The organism is Pseudoxanthomonas mexicana, from assembly GCF_010093385.1.
GTDB lineage: Bacteria > Pseudomonadota > Gammaproteobacteria > Xanthomonadales > Xanthomonadaceae > Pseudoxanthomonas_A > Pseudoxanthomonas_A mexicana.
In genome coordinates this window covers 15213-32913 of record NZ_PDWV01000044.1, presented here as the reverse complement: position 1 = coordinate 32913, position 17701 = coordinate 15213, and the positions used below count along the sequence as shown (strand labels likewise).

Sequence of the window (17701 nt, the reverse complement as noted above, 5' to 3'; positions counted from 1 at the left end):
AGCAGACGCCCCCCCCCCACCGCCCCGCCGCCCGCACGCCCCCCGCGCGGCGCCCCCCCCCCCGCCTCGCCTACGGCACTGGCATGGTCGATCGCCTCGGCTGCGCGCGCGCACGAAGGCCCGCTGCTGGTGGTCGCCCGCGACAACCACGAGGCGCACCAGCTGGAAGCCGACCTGCACACGCTGCTCGGCATCGCCGGCGACCTGCCGGTGGTGGCGTTCCCGGATTGGGAAACCCTGCCCTACGACCAGTTCAGTCCGCATCCGGACATCGTCTCCCAACGGCTCTCGGCCCTGCATCGCCTGCCCACGCTGGAAAAAGGCATCGTGGTGGTGCCGGTGCAGACGCTGATGCAGCGCCTCTCGCCGCTGAGGCACATCGCCGGCGGCAGCTTCGACTACCGCATGGGCCAGCGGCTGGACTTCGATGCCGAGAAGCGCCGCCTCGAGGCCGCCAGCTACCGGCACGTGCCGCAGGTGCTCGACCCCGGCGATTTCGCCGTGCGCGGCGGGCTGCTGGATGTCTACCCGATGGGCGCCGACGCGCCGCTGCGCATCGAACTGCTGGACGACACCATCGATTCGCTCCGCCACTTCGACCCGGAAAGCCAGCGTTCGCTGGACCGGGTGGAATCGGTGCAGCTGCTGCCGGGCCGCGAGGTGCCGCTGGACGAGCGCTCGGTCGAACGCGCGATGACCCTGCTGCGCGACCGCTTCGACGTGGACACGCGCCGCAGCGCGCTGTACCAGGACCTGAAATCGGGCCTGGCGCCGGCGGGCGTGGAGTACTACCTGCCGCTGTTCTTCGATGCCACCTCCACGCTGTTCGATTACCTGCACGCCGACGCGCTGCCGGTACTGACCGACGGCTTCGGCGAAGCGGCGGAAGCGTTCTGGGCGCAGACGCGCAACCGCTACGAGCAGCGCCGCCACGACATCGAGCGTCCGCTGCTGCCGCCGGACGAGCTTTACCTGTCGCCGGACAGCCTGCGCGAGCGCCTCAACCAGCGCCAGCGGGTGGAGGTCTGCGGTCCGCAGCACAGCCGCCATGGGGATGCGCTGCCGCTGGGCGATCAGCCGCTGCCGCCCCTGCCGGTGGCGGCGAAGGATGCGCCCGCGGGCGAAGCGCTGAAGTCGTTCCTCGGCCACTATCCCGGCCGCGTCCTGATCGCCTCCGATTCCCCGGGCCGGCGCGAGGCGCTGCTGGAGGTGCTGCAGGCCGCTGCGCTCGTCCCCGAGGTCCTGGCGGACTTCACCGCGTTCCGTACCGGACGCGACCGGTTCGCCATCACCGTGGCACCGCTGGAAGACGGCTTCGCGCTCAACGACCCGCGCATCGCGGTGCTCACCGAACGGCAGCTGTTCCCCGAGCGCGCCACCCAGGCGCATCGCCGCAGGCGCACCGGCCGCGAACCCGAAGCCATCATCCGTGACCTCGGCGAGCTGACCGAGGGCGCGCCCATCGTCCACGAGGACCACGGCGTGGGTCGCTATCGCGGCCTGATCGCGATGGACGTGGGCGGCATGCCGGGCGAGTTCCTGGAGATCGAATACGCGAAAGGCGACCGCCTGTACGTGCCGGTCGCGCAGCTGCACCTGATCAGCCGCTACTCCGGCGCCTCGCCGGAAACCGCACCGCTGCATTCCCTCGGCGGCGAAGCCTGGGCGAAGGCGAAGAAGAAAGCGGCCGAAAAGGTGCGCGACGTGGCGGCGGAACTGCTGGAGATCCAGGCACGCCGCCAGGCGCGTGCGGGCCTGGCACTGCACGTGGACCGGCCGATGTACGAGCCGTTCGCCGCCGGCTTCCCGTTCGAGGAGCCGCCCGACCAGCGTGCGGCCATCGAAGCGGTGCTGCGCGACCTGCAGTCCAGCCAGCCGATGGATCGGGTGGTCTGCGGCGACGTGGGTTTCGGCAAGACCGAAGTCGCCGTGCGCGCGGCCTTCGCCGCCGCCAGCGCCGGCAAGCAGGTCGCCGTGCTGGTGCCGACGACGCTGCTGGCCGAACAGCACTACCGCAACTTCCGCGACCGCTTCGCCGACTGGCCGTTGAAGGTCGAGGTGCTGTCCCGCTTCAAGACCGCCAAGGAGATCAAGGCGGAACTGCAGAAGCTCGCCGAAGGCAAACTCGACGTCATCGTCGGCACCCACCGCCTGCTGCAGCCGGACGTGAAGTTCAAGGACCTTGGCCTGGTGATCGTGGACGAGGAGCAGCGCTTCGGCGTGCGCCAGAAGGAAGCGCTGAAGGCGCTGCGCGCCAACGTCCACCTGCTGACGCTGACCGCCACGCCGATCCCGCGCACGCTCAACATGGCGATGGCCGGCCTGCGCGACCTGTCCATCATCGCCACGCCCCCGGCCAACCGCATGGCGGTGCAGACCTTCGTCACGCCCTGGGACGACGCCTTGCTGAAGGAGGCCTTCCAGCGCGAGCTGTCGCGCGGCGGCCAGGTGTACTTCCTGCACAACGACGTGGAGAGCATCGGCCGCATGCAGCGCGAGCTGCAGGAACTGGTGCCGGAAGCCCGCATCGGCGTGGCGCACGGACAGATGCCCGAGCGCGAGCTGGAACAGGTGATGCTGGATTTCCAGAAGCAGCGCTTCAACGTACTGCTGTGCACCACCATCATCGAATCGGGCATCGACATCCCCAACGCCAACACCATCATCATGAACCGCGCCGACAAGTTCGGCCTGGCGCAGCTGCACCAGCTGCGCGGACGCGTGGGTCGTTCGCACCACCGCAGCTACGCGTACCTGGTGGTACCGGACAAGCGCAGCATCACCGCCGACGCGCAGCGCCGGCTGGAGGCCATCGCCTCGATGGACGAGCTGGGTGCGGGCTTCACCCTGGCCACGCACGACCTGGAGATCCGTGGTGCCGGCGAGCTGCTGGGCGAAGACCAGAGCGGGCAGATGGCCGAGGTCGGCTTCAGCCTGTACACCGAGCTGCTGGAACGCGCGGTGCGCTCCATCAAGGCCGGCCACCTGCCCGACGTCGACGTGGGCCAGGAGCGGCGTGGCGCCGACGTCGAACTCAACGTACCGGCGTTGATCCCCGAAGACTACCTGCCCGACGTGCACACGCGCCTGACCCTGTACAAGCGCATCAGCAGCGCGCCGGACAAGGAGGACCTGCGCGACCTGCAGGTGGAGATGATCGACCGCTTCGGCCTGCTGCCCGATCCGGCGAAGTACCTCTTCGCCACGGCCGAGCTGAAGCTGGCGGCGAATGCACTGGGCATCCGCAAGCTGGAACTGGGCGAGCACGGTGGCCGCATCGTGTTCGAGAGCAAGCCAAACATCGACCCGATGGCGGTGATCCAGCTGATCCAGAAACAGCCCAGGCTCTATGCGATGGACGGGCCGGACAAGCTGCGCATCAAGGTTCCGCTGCCGGACGCGCCGGACCGCTTCAATGCGGCGAAAGCGCTGCTGGCGACGCTGACCCCATGAGGACGACCGCCTTGCCTGCCTTCCGGCTTTCCGCCACCCTGTCCCACGTCCCGTCCCAGGTCGCCACGCCGTGAGCTTCGATCCTTCCCCCGACTTCGGCGACATCGCCTGCTCGATGGAGTCGCTGGCACTGGCGATCGAGGTGCGCGACGCCTATACGCGCGGGCACTGCGACCGCACCGGGCGCATCGCACGGGCGCTGGGCCAGTGCTTCGACCTGGAGCCCGCCCAACTGGAGCAGCTGGAGCTGGCGGCGCACTTCCACGACGTGGGCAAGATCGGCGTGCCCGACCGCGTGCTGCTGCATCCGGGCACGGTGCCCGACGACGACTGGCCGGCCATCCGCGCGCACAGCGAACTGGGCGAGCGCATCTTCCTGGCCAGCGGCCATGCGCATGCCTCGGAGGTCGCCACGCTGATCCGCCATCATCACGAAGCCATGGACGGCAGCGGCTATCCCGACGGACTGGCCGGCGACGCCATCCCGCTGGGCGCGCGCCTGCTGCGCGTGGCCGACAGCTACGATGCGATGACCACGCGCCGCACGTATGCCGACGCCCGCAGCCACGAAACGGCGATGCGCATCCTGCACGCCGAGCAGCACCACAAGATCGACCCCGAGGTCTTCCGCGTGTTCGAACAGCTGATGCGCAACGCCGACCTGCGCGAGGCCTGAGCGCTACAGCTGCGATTCGATCGGCAGCCAGCCCACGGCGCGGGCGGTCCAGCGGCGCCATGCGCTGGCCTCCGGCTCGCGGTCCCAGGTACGCGGCGGCACAACGGATGCATCGTCCCAACGCAGTTCGCCGTCGAGCAGGCGCACGCGATAGCTCTTGTCCGGCGCGATCTTCGCCTCGTAGCTGCGCAGCAGTGCCGCGGTGGCGGCGCGGTCGCGGAACAGGATGCCCATCTCGGTGTTGAGGTTGACCGAACGCGGGTCGAGGTTGAACGACCCGATGAAGCCGCGCTCTGCATCCACCGCGAATGCCTTGGTGTGCAGGCTGGCGCCGCTGGACCCGAACAGGCTGCTGTCCTGCCGCCCGTGCGGCATCAGTTCGTACAGGGTCACGCCGCCCTCCAGCAGCGGAACCCGGTACGGCGCGTAGCCGCCGTGCACGGCCATCACGTCGTTGGCCGCCAGCGAATTGGTCAGCACGCTCACGTCGACGCCCTGCGCGCGTTTGCCTACCAGCCAGCGCGTCCCCTCCTCGCCGGGCACGAAGTACGGCGAGATCACCCGCAACTCGCGCTTCGCCAGGCCCATCGCCCTGCCCAGCCGGTGGACCAGCCATTGCGCCTTGCCTTCGCCCTGTCCTTTGGCTGCGGGATCCGAGTACACGCCCACCTCATCCAGCCAGTGAAGCGCGTTTCCACCCACCAGCGCCGGCAATCCGGGGCTGCTTCGCAGGCGCGCGACATAGTCGGCGGCGCGCGTGGAACGATAGCCGGCGTCGCCATGCGCACGCAGTCGCGCCAGCGCGCCCTCTTCCGACCTGGACAGCGCGGCGAGCGGAATGACCGAGGCGCTGTTCCAGAAGTCGTCGAAGATCGCCGCCGTCTGCCGCACCGCCGGGCCCACCAGCACCGCGTCCAGGTCGAGAAAGTTGGTCTGCGCGGCGGCATCGAAATACTCGTCGCCCACGTTGCGTCCGCCCACCACTGCCACCCGGCCGTCGGCGATCCAGGCCTTGTTGTGCATGCGACGGTTCATCGCCACCGGGCGCAGCAGCATTTCGCTGGCCCGCCCCAGCACGCCGGCGCGGCTGCGCGAGGGATTGAACAGGCGCACTTCGATGTTGGGGTGGGCATCCAGCGCGGCCAGGTGAGAATCCTTGCCATGCGCGGTCATGTCGTCCAGCAGCAGGCGCACGCGCACGCCGCGGTCGGCCGCGCGCAGCACCTCGTAGCCCAGCAGGTTGCCGGTGAAGTCGTGGTTCCAGATGTAGTACTGGAGGTCCAGGCTGCGCCCCGCGGCGCGTGCGCTGGCCGCACGCACGGTGAAGGCATCCAGGTTGTCGGCCAGCAGCGCCATGCCGCTGCGCCCGGGATGCGCGCGCAGCAGGGGCGCGACGGCGCGGTCGAGCGCGGTGGCATCGGCCGCGGTCGGCAGCGCATGCGAGGCCGGCCCCCTTGCCGCCTCGGCGAAGCGTCCGTAGCTGTACAACGCCGTCGCCGACGCCACCGCCATCAGCACCACCGCAATGCCCAGCCGGCGCAGCCACTTGCGCATGGTCTCCCCTTCTTCAAGGACCTAGCCCTATCGTAGCGGCCAACCCGTGACGATGCCGCTTGCACCGGTCCTGCCCGCATTGCACGCTCGGCACTCACCCTTGTCCCAGGATCCCCTGCGTATGCCGCGACGGTTCCGCGTTCTCCTCGCCCTGCTGCTGGTACACCTGTTGGTCGCATGCGGCACCACGGTGCCGCGGGATACCGCGCCGCTGACCTTCGTGGTGGTGCGCCACGCCGAGAAGGCGACCGACGATCCGGAGGATCCCGGACTGTCCGCCGCAGGACGGGCACGCGCGACTGCGCTGGCCGAACGCCTGCGCGACGCGCCGCTGGTGGCCACCTATGCCACCGAGTTCCGCCGCACCCAGCAGACCGCGCAGCCGGCCGCCGCGCTGCACGGCGTGCCGGTGCAGGCGTACTTCGCACGCGGTCCCGCGGCCGAGGTCGCCGCGCAGTGGCGCCAGGCGCACGATGCGGGCACCGTGCTGGTCGTCGGCCACAGCAACACCGTGCCGGACCTGGTGGCGGCGCTGTGTGCCTGTGCCACTGTGCCGATGGACGACACCGAGTACGACCGCATTTCCATCGTGCGCTTCGCTGCGGACGGCCGCGCGTCGCTGGAAATGCAGCGGTACGGCGCCTCGTCGCGGCCATGAGCGGCCTGTTCGGCGACTGGGACGGCAGTGCCGCCGATGCACGCCGGGTGCAGCAACGCCTGGCCGCGGAGGTGATGCTGCGCGACGACGCGCCTGAAGCATCGCGCTGGCTGGGCGGATTCGATGTCGGGTTCGAGGACGCCGGTGCCATCACCCGCGCCGCCGCCGTGCTGCTGGCCGCCGATACGCTGCAGCCGGTCGCGACCGAGGTCGTGCGCGTGCCCACTTCGATGCCGTATGTCCCGGGGCTGTTGAGCTTTCGCGAACTGCCGGCCCTGGTCGCCGCGCTCGAGCGCCTGCCGCACACGCCGGACCTGGTGTTCGTGGATGGCCACGGCATCGCGCATCCGCGGCGACTGGGCATTGCCGCGCATTTCGGCGTGGTGACCGGCCTGCCCAGCATCGGCGTGGCCAAGAACGTGCTGTGCGGACGGCACGATCCGCTGGGTGCACTGGCCGGCGAACATGTGCCGCTGCTCCATCGCGGCGAACAGATCGGCTGGGCCCTGCGCAGCAAGGTGCGCTGCAACCCGCTGTTCGTCTCGCCGGGTCATCGCGTGTCCATGCAGGGCGCGCTGGACGCCGTCCTGCGCACACTGCGCGGCTACCGCCTGCCCGAACCCACCCGTCTGGCGGATCGCCTGGCCTCGCGCCGCGACTGACCGCCTTGCCTGCCCGGATGGGGGATGACGCGCAACGGACCGTTTCCGTATCGTCGTCGGGTCCGGCATCGGCCCATGCGATGCTGCGGGCCATCCAACAAGGACATGACATGACCACGATCATCGCGCCGCGCGTGCACGACCTGGGCGGCGGCTTCAACGTCCGCCGCGCCGTTCCCAGCCTGCAGGCCCGCAGCGTGGGGCCGTTCGTGTTCGTCGACCACATGGGGCCGGCCGTGTTCGAGCCGGGGCGCGGCATCGACGTGCGCCCGCATCCGCACATCGGCCTGGCGACGGTGACCTTCCTCTGGAGTGGCGCCATCCATCATCGCGACACGCTGGGCTCGGAGCAGGTGATCGCGCCCGGCGACGTCAACTGGATGACCGCCGGCCGCGGCATCGCCCATTCCGAGCGCACGCCTGCCGATGTGCGCACCGGCCGCCACGACGTGCATGGCATGCAGACCTGGGTGGCGCTGCCGAAGTCGTACGAGGAGGTCGCACCGGAGTTCCACCACCACGCGGCCGCCACCCTGCCGGTGGTCGAGCGCGCCGGCGCGCGCCTGCGCGTCATCGCCGGCCGCGCCTACGGCGAGGAATCGCCGGTGAAGGTCTTCAGCGGCACCTTCAATGTGGCCGTCGACCTGCAACCCGATGCCGAACTGGAGATCGACGCAGGCCATGTCGAGCGGGCGCTGTACGTGCTGGAAGGCGACGCACAGGTCGATGGCGCCGACATCCCGGAGAAGCATCTGGTGGTGTTCGACCGCGGCAGCCGTCCGGTGCTGCGGGCGAAGACACCGGTGAAGGGCCTGCTGATCGGCGGCGAGCCCTTGGATGCGCCGCGCCACATGTGGTGGAACTTCGTGTCCAGTTCGCAGGAGCGGATCGACCAGGCCAAGCAGGACTGGCTGGAGGGCCGCTTTGGCCAGGTGCCGGGCGAGACCGAGTTCATTCCGCTGCCGGAGCGCTGAGCCGCGCCGGCACGCTAAATGTGAGTTTTACTTCAGTCGCGTTTGAAGCATGGGCGGCTAACGCAAAGCAAACACCTGTGCCGTTCCGGTTCCGCTATCGTGCGCCCACCGTCATGTGACGGGGCACGCACGCATTGGGGGCTGGCATGAGTCTGACGAAGAAACTCGCGGCGGAATTCCTGGGGACGTTCTGGCTGGTCCTGGGCGGCTGCGGCAGCGCCGTACTGGCCGCACATTTCGGCGGTGACGGCAATCCGCTGGGCATCGGCTTCCTGGGTGTGGCGCTGGCGTTCGGCCTGACCGTGCTGACCGGCGCCTATGCGTTCGGCCACATCTCGGGCGGACACTTCAACCCGGCGGTCAGCGTGGGCCTGTGGGCCGGTGGCCGTTTCTCCGCGAAAGAACTGCTGCCCTACGTGGTGGCGCAGGTCGCCGGCGGCATCGCGGCGGGCTTCATCCTGTGGCAGATCGCCAGCGGGCAGCCGGCGTTCGCGGTGGACCCCAACGCCGCCGGCGCGTTCGCCAGCAACGGGTACGGGGCGATGTCGCCCGGGGGCTATTCCATCGCCGCCGCCTTCCTGACGGAAGTGGTGCTCACCGCGTTCTTCCTGATCGTCATCATGGGGTCCACCCACGGGCGCGCGCCGGCGGGCTTCGCTCCCATCGCCATCGGCCTGGCCCTGACCCTGATCCACCTGATCAGCATCCCGGTCACCAACACGTCCGTGAACCCGGCACGCTCGACCGCCGTCGCGGTGTTCGCCGGGCCCGCCGCCATCGGCCAGCTGTGGCTGTTCTGGCTGGCTCCGGTGCTGGGTGGCCTGATCGGCGGCATGCTGTACGGCTGGCTGGGGCGGGAACGCAGCTGAAGCCTGCCGACGTTGCCCGGCCCTGCCGGGCAACGCGTTTTCCCTGCCTCACATGCGCTTCCGGAACCGGCAGCGTTGTTCTGCGGCGCAGCATGGGCTAAGGTCCGACCATTGCCGGGGGAACACGGCAACCGACACCGGGGACAGCAAGGGACGGAACGGGGCCGCAGGCCCGTCGCGGTGTTCGGAAGACTCGCAGAACGCCTTCCGGGCGACCAACCAAGGGGACACCGCATGAAGACCTTGATCGCCGCCTGCCTCCTGCTGGCCTCCACCTCCGCGTGGTCGCAGGAAGCGCCGCCCTGCCCCACCCTGCCCGCCAGTGCGGGCCTGCAGTGGGAACAGCGTGTGGACACCACCTTCATCGCCTGCAAGGCGGTCACCGCCGACGGACGCCAGGTGCTCAACGTGATGCTGACCTCGCGCGATCCCAGGATCAGCCTGGAACGTCGCCTGCGCGAAGAGGAAGGCACGTTCTCCGGCGAGGACGTGTACTGGTACCGGCTGGACCTCGGTGGCCGCGACATGCCGGGCATGCAGTCCCGCCGCATCACCGTGGTCGAACTCGACAACGACCGCTATGCACAGGTCTGGATCAATGCCGAATCGGCCGAGGAGCTGGGCTCGCTGCTCGCACTGACCGAGCAGCTCGACGTGCGCGCCACCAGCGCGCAGCTTTCCGCGGGCAACTGATGGCGCGGGCCGGGAAGGCATCGCGGCCCGCTACCTCTCTCAGAAACGGCCTTCCTGGAAATCCACGAAGGCCTGCATCAGTTCCTGCCGGGTGTTCATGACGAACGGGCCGTGGCGCATCACCGGTTCGCGCAGCGGACGGCCTGCGACCACGATCACACGCGCAGGACGACTGCCTGCACGCACCTGCAGCACTTCGCCGCCACCGAGCACGCCCATTTCGTGGGTATCCAGCGGTCGCGCTTCGTCACCCTCACCCACCGTGAGCGCACCTTCGAACACGTAGGCAAACGCGTTATGCCCAGCCGGCAATGCGTACTCCCACGCCTTGCCCGCATCGAGCGCGATGTCGAGATACACCGGATCGGTGGCAGGCTGCGAAATCGGGCCCTGCACGTCACCGACACGGCCTGCGATCACCTTCACCGCCACGCCTGCCGCCGGCTTGGCAACAGGAATGCGATCCGGAGCGAACTCCTGGTACTTCGGCGCCGTCATCTTCTCGCGTGCGGGCAGGTTCACCCACAGCTGGAACCCGCGCATGCGCCCGGACTCCTGTTCCGGCATCTCCGAATGCACCAGTCCGCGCCCGGCCGTCATCCACTGCACGGCGCCCGGCGTCAGCAGGCCTTCGTTGCCATGGTTGTCGCGATGGCGCATGCGGCCATCGAGCATGTAGGTGACGGTTTCGAAGCCGCGATGCGGATGTTCGGGGAAGCCGGCGATGTAGTCCTCGGCCTTGTCCGTGCCGAACTCGTCCAGCAGCAGGAACGGGTCCAGGTCGGGCAGGTCGGGACCGCCGATCACGCGCGTGAGCTTGACGCCCGCGCCATCGGACGTGGGTCGGCCGCGTACGGTACGGATCACGCGGGCAGGGGTGGTATCGGTCAGGGTGCTCATGGCGCCTCCAGTTCAACTGCCGACAAGATGGCACCGGCATGGCGGCTTAGGAACGGCGGCCGACGTAACCATCCGTTCCATCGAAGCGGACAATCGTTGCAGGGGCGCCCCCGGGCTCTCCTGCGGATCAATCAGGCGATGTAGACCGACTTGATGTTCATGAACTCGTGGATGCCGTGCTCCGCCAGTTCGCGACCGAAGCCGGAGCGCTTGGTGCCGCCGAACGGCAATCGCACGTCGCTGCGCACGATGGCATTGACGAAGGCCGCACCCACCTGCAGCTGGCGCGCGATCCGGTCGCCACGGTCCACGTCCCGGGTCCACACGCTGCCGCCCAGACCGAAGGTGGTGTCATTGGCGACCCGCACGGCTTCGGCATCGTCCTTCACGCGCAGGATGCTCGCGACCGGGCCGAACAGTTCCTCCTCGTAGGCGGGCATGCCGGGCGCGACCGCATCGAGGATCGACGCCGGATAACCGGCGGGCGACGCATCGGGTTCGCCGCCGAGCAGCACCTTCGCGCCCTTGGCCACGCTCGCCTGCACCTGTTTGTGCAGCTCGTCGCGCAGGTCCTGCCGCGCCATCGGCGCCAGCGTGGTGGCGTCGTCCTGCGGATCACCCAGTCGCAGCTTGGCTGCAGCCTCCACGAAGCGCTTCACGAATTCATCCGCGATGCCTTCCTGCACGATGAAGCGCTTGGCCGCGATGCAGGTCTGGCCAGCATTGCCGAAGCGCGAGGCCACCGCGCCCGCGACGGTCTTGTCGAGATCGGCATCGTCCAGCACGATGAAGGCATCGCTGCCGCCCAGTTCCATCACGCTCTTCTTCAACTGGCTGCCGGCATTGGCGGCGACGGAGCGCCCCGCGCGCTCGCTACCGGTCAACGTCACGGCGGCGACGCGCGCGTCGCGGATCACCTCGGCCGCCTGGTCGTTGTCGATATGCAGCACGCCGAACACCCCGGCCGGCAGCCCTGCCGCCGCCAGCACCTCCGCGATCACGTCGGCACAGCGCGGGACGTTGCTGGCGTGCTTGAGTACCGCCACGTTGCCCGCCATCAGCGCCGGCGCAAGGAAACGGAACACCTGCCAGATCGGGAAGTTCCACGGCATCACCGCCAGCACGCAGCCGATCGGCTCGTAGCGCACGTAGCTGCGCTGCCCGTCCGTGGACACGGGCTGGTCGTGCAGGTAGTCGGCCGCGTGGTCGGCGTAGTAGTCGCAGGCACCTGCGCACTTGTCGACCTCGGCCAGGGCTTCCTTGCGCAGCTTGCCCATCTCCGCCGTCATGATGCGCTGGATGTCATCGCGGCGGCGGCGCAGCTCGACGCCGACCGCGCGCAGGACCTTGCCGCGCTCGGCCAGCGACAGCGCCGCCCATGCGGGAAAGGCCTGCTGCGCGGCCGCAAGCGTGGCATCGACCTGCGCGGCCGTCATCAGTTCGTGGCGATACTCGACCTTGCCGGTCGCGGGATTGATGGTTTCGACGGTCATGGCTTCTTCTAAGTCGTGGTTTGCCGGACGAGAAAAGGATTGTGGATGCGACGAGGTTATGGCGCCGTGGCGGGACTTCTCGACCGTCGCAGGACGTCCGCTGCCGTCGTCCCAGCGTACGCTGGGACCCATGTTGACGTTCGCGCACAGCTCGCTCGCGCCAGACAGAAAAGCAAGATGGATCCCAGCTTTCGCTGGGATGACGGGGCAAAGGTCCTGGGCGCGCCCGCACGTGGCCCGCCTACGCCTTTTCGCGGTCTACCCGTTCTCCTGCAACGCCAGCTGCACGTCGCGCTGGCGACGCTTCTCCTCGCGATACATGAACCACCACCCCAGGAACGCGGCCACGCTCACCACCAGGATCATCAGCGTGGCCAGCGCGTTGATCTTGGGGCTGAGCCCTCGTCGCACCGACGAGAACACCTCGATCGGCAGCGTGGTGGAACTGGGTCCGGCGACGAAACTGGCGATCACCACGTCGTCCAGCGACAGCGTGAAGGCCAGCAGCCAGCCCGAGACCAGCGCCGGCGCGATGATCGGCAGCGTGATCAGGAAGAACACCTTGATCCGGTTCGCCCCCAGGTCCATCGCGGCCTCCTCCAGCGACTTGTCCAGTTCGGACAGACGCGAAGACACCACCACGGTGACGAACGCAAGGGTGAAGGTGACGTGCGCGATCCAGATGGACAGGATGCCGCCGGGTTTGAAGCCGACGAACTCGCCCAGCGACACGAACATCAGCAGGATCGATAGGCCGATGATCACTTCCGGCATCACCAGCGGCGCGGTGATCAGCGCCCCGAACAGCGTCTTGCCCGGAAAGCGGCGCATGCGCGTCATCACCAGCGCCGCCATGGTGCCCAGCACCACCGCGGCGGTCGCCGTCCAGAACGCCACCTTGATGCTGATCCACGCCGCGCGCAGCATCTTGTCGTCGCGGAACAGCTCGCCGTACCACTTGAACGAAAAGCCGGACCAGACCGTGGCCAGGCGCGACTCGTTGAAGGAGTACACCATCAGGATGAACACCGGCACGTACAGGAAGGCGAAGCCCAGCCCCAGCACCGTCCAGTTGACGGCGCGTTGTCCGACACGACTCATGTCAGCCTCCCTTCTAGCTCGCGCTGCTGCACGCGGTTGAAGATCAGGATGGGAATCAGCAACAGGATCAGCATCACGATGGCCACCGCCGATGCCGCGGGCCAGTCGCGGTTGTTGAAGAACTCGCCCCACAGCACACGACCGATCATCAGTGTATCCGGGCCGCCGAGCAGCTCCGGAATGACGAACTCGCCCACCGCCGGAATCATCACCAGCATGCAGCCGGCGATGATGCCGGCCTTGGACAGCGGCAGGGTGATGGTGAAGAACGCCTTCCAAGGCTTCGCGCCCAGGTCGTAGGCGGCTTCCAGCAGGCGGTGGTCGTGTTTCACCAGGTTGGTGTACAGCGGCAGCACCATGAACGGCAGGTAGCAGTAGACGATGCCGATGTACGCGGCCATGGGCGTGTACAGGATCTGCAGCGGCTCGTCGATGATGCCGATCTTCATCAGCAGGTTGTTGAGCAGACCGTTGTTCTTGAGGATGCCGATCCAGGCGTAAACGCGGATCAGGAACGACGTCCACGACGGCAACACCACCAGCATCATCGCGATGTTGCGCGTCGAGGGGGGCAGCCGCGCGATGACGTAGGCGATCGGGTATGCGACCAGCAGGGCCAGGAAGGTGGAGATGGCCGCGATCTTGATGGAACTGAGATAGGCCTGGATGTACTGCGAATCCGTGAACAGCGCCGTGTAGTTGCCCAGGTTGAGCTTGAGCGTCAGCGCCTCGTCGATGTACTCCAGGATGGGCGTGTACGGCGGCATCGCGATCGCCAGCTTGGCGAACGAGATCTTCAGCACGATCAGGAACGGGATGGCGAAGAACAGCAGCAGCCACACATAGGGCACCGAAATGACGCCCCAGCGCGGCCCCGGCAGACGCTTGCCCAGGGAGCGGAGGATGTTCATGAGGTCAGCACCACGCCGTCGTTGTCGCCCCACCACACCCAGACCTCGTCGTTCCAGGTGAGGCCTTCGCTGGCCCAGCGCTGCACGTTGGCGAAGTTGGCCATGAACTTGTATCCGCTGGGCAGGCGCACGTGGTAGACCGAGTGACTGCCGAAGTAGGCGATGTCCTCGATCACGCCCTTGGCCTTGTTATGGGGCTGTTCGGGCTCCTGCTTGCCGATGCCCAGCTTCTCCGGCCGCACCGCGAAGCCGACCTCCTGCCCTTCGAAGCCGGAGATGCCGTGGCCGATGTAAATGGGGTCCGGCAGCTGCGGCGAGCGGATCGTGACGTAGTCGGCCTCGTCCTCCTCCACCACGCCCTCGATCAGGTTGACCGAGCCGATGAACTCGGCGGCGAAGCGGCTGGTGGGCTGCTCGTAGATCTCGTCGGGCGTGCCCACCTGGCGGATCCAGCCCTGGTCCATCAGCGCGATGCGGGTGGCCATGGTCATGGCCTCTTCCTGGTCGTGGGTGACCATCACGCAGGTCACGCCGGATTTCTCGATGATGCTGACCAGTTCCAGCTGCATCTGCGAGCGCAGCTTCTTGTCCAGCGCGCCCATCGGCTCGTCCAGCAGTAGCAGCTTCGGACCCTTGGCCAGCGACCGAGCCAGCGCGACGCGCTGTTGCTGGCCGCCGGACAGCTGGTGGGGCTTGCGCTTGGCCAGCTTGCCCAGCTGCACCAGCGCCAGCATCTCCTCGACGCGCTTCCTGATGGCCTCCTTCGAAAGGCCGTCCTGCTTCAGGCCGAAGGCGATGTTCTGTTCCACCGTCATGTGCGGGAACAGCGCATACGACTGGAACATCATGTTGAGCGGCCGCTCGTACGGCGGCAGGTCGTTGAGCAGCTGGCCATCGAGGTAGATCTTGCCGGACGTCGGTTTCTCGAAGCCCGCCAGGCAGCGCAGCAGCGTCGACTTGCCGCTGCCCGAGCCGCCCAGCAGCGCGAAGATCTCGCCCTTGCGGATGGTCAGGTTGGTGTCGTCCACGGCGACGAAGCCGTCGAATTCCTTGCGCACGTCGACGATGCGCAGATACTCCTGCGCGCTCGCCTTGCCATTCGGTGCCGCGCCATTGCCCTGTTCTGCCGCCATGGAACTCCCCTGGTCGCCGGCGCCATGCCGGCGCCGACTTTGATGTATCGCGTGGATCCACCGGACCCGGGACGGAGGCCATCCGCCCCGGCGGCGGCGCTTACTTGCCGGTCTTCAGTTCCGTCCAGATGCGCGTGTACTGGCGATCCACTTCCGGCGGGATGATGGCGAAGGTGAACAGCTTGGCCTCCACCTCGGGCGTGGGATAGATGGTCGGATCGCCGGTGATGGCCTTGTCCATCAGTTCCTTCGCCTTGGGAATGGCGTTGGGATAGCTGATGAAGTTGGAATTGTTGGCCATCACCTGCGGGTCGAGCAGATAGTTGATGAAGGCATAGGCTTCATCCACGTGCTTGGCGTCCTTGGGGATGGCCAGCATGTCGAACCACTGCGGCGCACCTTCCTTGGGAATGGCATAGGCGATGTTGACGCCGTTCTTGGCCTCCACGGCACGGTCGCGCGCCTGGATGATGTCGCCGGACCAGCCCATCACCAGGCAGGTGTCGCCGTTGGCCATGGCGTCGATGTACTGCGAGGAATGGAAGTTGGTGATGTAGGGGCGGATGGTCTTCAGCAGCGCGGCCGCCTTGTCGATCACGGCCGGGTCGTGGCTGTTGGGATCCTCGCCCAGATAGTTCAGCGCGATCGGGATGATCTCCGATGGCGTATCGAGGAAGGTCACGCCACAGTCCTTCAGCTTGCTGATGTTCTCCGGCTTGAACACGATGTCCAGGCTGCTGGCGAGGTCGGTGTTGCCGAACGCGGCCTTCACCTTGTCCACGTTGTAGCCGATGCCGGTGGTGCCCCACATGTAGGGGATCGCGTGCTGGTTGCCCGGGTCCTGGTTCTCCAGGCGCTTCATGATGGCCGGGTCCAGGTTGGCGTAGTTGGGGATCTTGCTCTTGTCCAGCGGCAGGAACACCCCCGCCTGGATCTGCCGGCCCAGGAAGTTCATCGTCGGCACGACCACGTCGTAGCCGCTGCTGCCGGCCAGCAGCTTGGTCTCCAGCACTTCGTTGCTGTCGAACACGTCGTAGGTGACCCTGATGCCGGACTGCTTCTCGAAATTCGGGATGGTGTCCTCGGCGATGTAATCGGACCAGTTGTAGACGTTGACCTGCTTCGCGCCGCCCGCGGCGGGGGCCCCGGTATCGCCTTCGCTGCCCGACTTCCCGCACGCCGCAAGGGTACACAGGGCCAGGGTGGTTGCCAGTACGCGCAGTTTCATCAATCTCTCTCCATTCGGCCCGCGAGGGCGGCTTGATGTGGTTCCCGCATCGCCACCAGGCCGGCGCGGGCGTGCTGTCGTTGCAATGGCCGGTTCCGTGCCGTCGTGCTCCCCGTCTCCCCTCTCCCCTTGTGCCGCCTGTAACGTCGTGGCGGCACGATGACAGAGGGCGCGTCCGTCATGGCACGCGCCCTCGTGATTTTCAGCGTCCGGTCTTCAGTTCCGTCCAGATCCGCGTGTACTGCCGGTCGACCTCCGGCGGCAGGACCGCGAAGGTGAAGAGCTTCGCGTCCACCTCGGCCGGCGGGTAGATCGTCGGGTCTTCGGCGATGGCCTGATCCACCATCGGCTTCGACGCCGGTACCGGGTTCGGGTAGGTCACGTAGTTGGTGTTGGCCGCCGCGACCTTCGGGTCGAGCAGATAGTTGATGAAGGCGTAGGCGTTGTCGACGTTCTTCGCATCCTTCGGGATGGCCAGCATGTCGAACCACTGCGGTGCGCCTTCCTTCGGGATGGAATAGGCGACATTGACGCCGTTGCCCGCTTCGGCAGCGCGGTCGCGCGCCTGGATGATGTCGCCCGACCAGCCGACCACCAGGCAGACATCGCCGTTGGCCAGGTCGTTGATGTACGAGGACGAGTGGAAGTTGCGGATGTAGGGACGGATCGACTTCAGCAGCGCGGCGGCCTTGTCGATCACGGCCGGATCGAAGCTGTGCGGGTCCTCGCCCAGGTAGTTCAGCGCGATCGGGATCAGCTCCGACGGCGTGTCCAGCACGGTGATGCCGCAGTCCTTCAGCTTGGCGGCGTTTTCCGGCTTGAACACCACGTCCCAGCTGCCGGTGACGGCGGTGTCGCCGAAGATCGCCTTGATCTTGTCCACGTTGTAGCCGATGCCGCTGGTGCCCCACAGGTACGGCACTGCGTACTGGTTGCCCGGGTCCTGCTGCTCGATGCGCTTGAGCATGGCCGGGTCGAGGTTCTTCAGGTTGGGGATCTTGCTCTTGTCCAGCGGCAGGAACACGCCGGCCTGGATCTGCCGGCCGAGGAAGCTCAGCGAGGGGACCACCACGTCGTAGCCGCTGCTGCCGGCCAGCAACTTGGTCTCGACCATCTCGTCGCTGTCGAACACGTCGTAGGTCACCGCGATGCCGGTGGCCTTTTCGAACTCGGGGATGGTGTCCTCGGCGATGTAGTCGGACCAGTTGTAGACGTTGAGCGTCTTGGAGGGCGCGCCTGTGGCGGCCTTCTCGTCCTTGCCGCCACAGGCGGCCAGGGCGGCGGCGGCCAGCATGACGGTGAGGGTCTTGAGCTTCATCGGGGTCTCCATGGAACAGGATCGGGGGGATGGAAACATCATACGCCCGGGCCGCGACGCTGTGACGCAGCGCACGGA

At 67.6% G+C, this 17701-nt stretch carries 15 protein-coding genes; 7 read left to right on the top strand and 8 right to left on the bottom strand.

Annotated features, from left to right (window positions below; all coding sequences use genetic code 11):
• On the top strand, positions 1 to 3453 hold a 3453-nt coding region (gene mfd / locus CSC76_RS14565; RefSeq protein WP_162110720.1), incomplete at its 5' end, for a transcription-repair coupling factor.
• A gap of 70 nt (positions 3454 to 3523) precedes the next feature.
• Positions 3524 to 4129, top strand: a complete 606-nt coding sequence (locus tag CSC76_RS14560; RefSeq protein WP_238394993.1) for an HD-GYP domain-containing protein — start codon at positions 3524 to 3526, stop codon at positions 4127 to 4129.
• Positions 4130 to 4132: 3 nt separating this feature from the next.
• Here the strand turns inward: CSC76_RS14560 and CSC76_RS14555 are convergent, their stop codons facing one another.
• Entirely contained in the window at positions 4133 to 5683 is a 1551-nt protein-coding gene (locus tag CSC76_RS14555; protein ID WP_162110719.1) for a phospholipase D family protein, read from the bottom strand.
• 121 nt (positions 5684 to 5804) lie between these two features.
• Between CSC76_RS14555 and CSC76_RS14550 the strand changes: the two genes are divergently transcribed.
• The 5 genes from CSC76_RS14550 to CSC76_RS14530 all read left to right on the top strand — a co-directional run bounded on the left by CSC76_RS14550 (position 5805) and on the right by CSC76_RS14530 (position 9539).
• On the top strand, positions 5805 to 6341 hold the full coding sequence (locus CSC76_RS14550; protein WP_162110718.1) for a SixA phosphatase family protein: 537 nt from the start codon (positions 5805 to 5807) through the stop codon (positions 6339 to 6341).
• Entirely contained in the window at positions 6338 to 7003 is a 666-nt protein-coding gene (nfi, locus tag CSC76_RS14545; protein WP_162110717.1) for a deoxyribonuclease V, read from the top strand. Before CSC76_RS14550 ends, nfi begins: the two co-directional genes overlap by 4 nt.
• 110 nt (positions 7004 to 7113) lie before the next feature.
• Positions 7114 to 7977, top strand: coding sequence for a pirin family protein (locus CSC76_RS14540; RefSeq protein ID WP_162110716.1), 864 nt, complete (start codon positions 7114 to 7116; stop codon positions 7975 to 7977).
• Positions 7978 to 8123: 146 nt separating this feature from the next.
• Entirely contained in the window at positions 8124 to 8846 is a 723-nt protein-coding gene (gene aqpZ, locus CSC76_RS14535; protein WP_162110715.1) for an aquaporin Z, read from the top strand.
• Positions 8847 to 9080: 234 nt separating this feature from the next.
• Complete coding sequence (locus CSC76_RS14530) at positions 9081 to 9539, top strand: hypothetical protein (protein WP_162110714.1); 459 nt, start codon at positions 9081 to 9083, stop codon at positions 9537 to 9539.
• A gap of 39 nt (positions 9540 to 9578) precedes the next feature.
• Here the strand turns inward: CSC76_RS14530 and CSC76_RS14525 are convergent, their stop codons facing one another.
• The 7 genes from CSC76_RS14525 to CSC76_RS14495 form a co-directional block, all read right to left on the bottom strand.
• Entirely contained in the window at positions 9579 to 10439 is an 861-nt protein-coding gene (locus CSC76_RS14525) for a pirin family protein (protein ID WP_162110713.1), read from the bottom strand.
• Between the two features lie 131 nt (positions 10440 to 10570).
• Positions 10571 to 11932, bottom strand: coding sequence for an NAD-dependent succinate-semialdehyde dehydrogenase (locus CSC76_RS14520; RefSeq protein WP_162110712.1), 1362 nt, complete (start codon positions 11930 to 11932; stop codon positions 10571 to 10573).
• Positions 11933 to 12190: 258 nt separating this feature from the next.
• A complete protein-coding gene (locus tag CSC76_RS14515; RefSeq protein ID WP_162110711.1) occupies positions 12191 to 13033 on the bottom strand; it encodes an ABC transporter permease subunit in 843 nt (280 codons plus the stop codon).
• Positions 13030 to 13944 carry an ABC transporter permease subunit gene (locus CSC76_RS14510; protein WP_185895671.1) on the bottom strand — a complete coding sequence of 305 codons (915 nt, stop codon included), beginning with the start codon at positions 13942 to 13944 and terminating at the stop codon, positions 13030 to 13032. Before CSC76_RS14510 ends, CSC76_RS14515 begins: the two co-directional genes overlap by 4 nt.
• Positions 13941 to 15077: an ABC transporter ATP-binding protein gene (locus CSC76_RS14505; protein ID WP_162110710.1), complete on the bottom strand. Its 1137-nt coding sequence runs from the start codon at positions 15075 to 15077 to the stop codon at positions 13941 to 13943. The genes CSC76_RS14510 and CSC76_RS14505 overlap by 4 nt, the downstream gene beginning before the upstream one ends.
• A 100-nt stretch (positions 15078 to 15177) precedes the next feature.
• Positions 15178 to 16305, bottom strand: coding sequence for a polyamine ABC transporter substrate-binding protein (locus tag CSC76_RS14500; protein ID WP_162110709.1), 1128 nt, complete (start codon positions 16303 to 16305; stop codon positions 15178 to 15180).
• A gap of 202 nt (positions 16306 to 16507) precedes the next feature.
• A complete protein-coding gene (locus CSC76_RS14495; RefSeq protein ID WP_162110708.1) occupies positions 16508 to 17623 on the bottom strand; it encodes a polyamine ABC transporter substrate-binding protein in 1116 nt (371 codons plus the stop codon).
• Positions 17624 to 17701: the final 78 nt, after the last annotated feature.

What these genes read in the sequence shown, in the direction of transcription:
- CSC76_RS14540 (WP_162110716.1), top strand. Translation starts at nt 7,114, where the DNA reads ATGACCACGATCATCGCGCCGCGCGTGCACGACCTGGGCGGCGGCTTC.
- CSC76_RS14510 (WP_185895671.1), bottom strand. Translation starts at nt 13,944, where the DNA reads ATGAACATCCTCCGCTCCCTGGGCAAGCGTCTGCCGGGGCCGCGCTGG.
- aqpZ (WP_162110715.1), top strand. Translation starts at nt 8,124, where the DNA reads ATGAGTCTGACGAAGAAACTCGCGGCGGAATTCCTGGGGACGTTCTGG.
- CSC76_RS14500 (WP_162110709.1), bottom strand. Translation starts at nt 16,305, where the DNA reads ATGAAACTGCGCGTACTGGCAACCACCCTGGCCCTGTGTACCCTTGCG.
- CSC76_RS14550 (WP_162110718.1), top strand. Translation starts at nt 5,805, where the DNA reads ATGCCGCGACGGTTCCGCGTTCTCCTCGCCCTGCTGCTGGTACACCTG.
- CSC76_RS14555 (WP_162110719.1), bottom strand. Translation starts at nt 5,683, where the DNA reads ATGCGCAAGTGGCTGCGCCGGCTGGGCATTGCGGTGGTGCTGATGGCG.
- CSC76_RS14520 (WP_162110712.1), bottom strand. Translation starts at nt 11,932, where the DNA reads ATGACCGTCGAAACCATCAATCCCGCGACCGGCAAGGTCGAGTATCGC.
- CSC76_RS14505 (WP_162110710.1), bottom strand. Translation starts at nt 15,077, where the DNA reads ATGGCGGCAGAACAGGGCAATGGCGCGGCACCGAATGGCAAGGCGAGC.
- nfi (WP_162110717.1), top strand. Translation starts at nt 6,338, where the DNA reads ATGAGCGGCCTGTTCGGCGACTGGGACGGCAGTGCCGCCGATGCACGC.
- CSC76_RS14515 (WP_162110711.1), bottom strand. Translation starts at nt 13,033, where the DNA reads ATGAGTCGTGTCGGACAACGCGCCGTCAACTGGACGGTGCTGGGGCTG.
- CSC76_RS14530 (WP_162110714.1), top strand. Translation starts at nt 9,081, where the DNA reads ATGAAGACCTTGATCGCCGCCTGCCTCCTGCTGGCCTCCACCTCCGCG.
- CSC76_RS14525 (WP_162110713.1), bottom strand. Translation starts at nt 10,439, where the DNA reads ATGAGCACCCTGACCGATACCACCCCTGCCCGCGTGATCCGTACCGTA.
- CSC76_RS14495 (WP_162110708.1), bottom strand. Translation starts at nt 17,623, where the DNA reads ATGAAGCTCAAGACCCTCACCGTCATGCTGGCCGCCGCCGCCCTGGCC.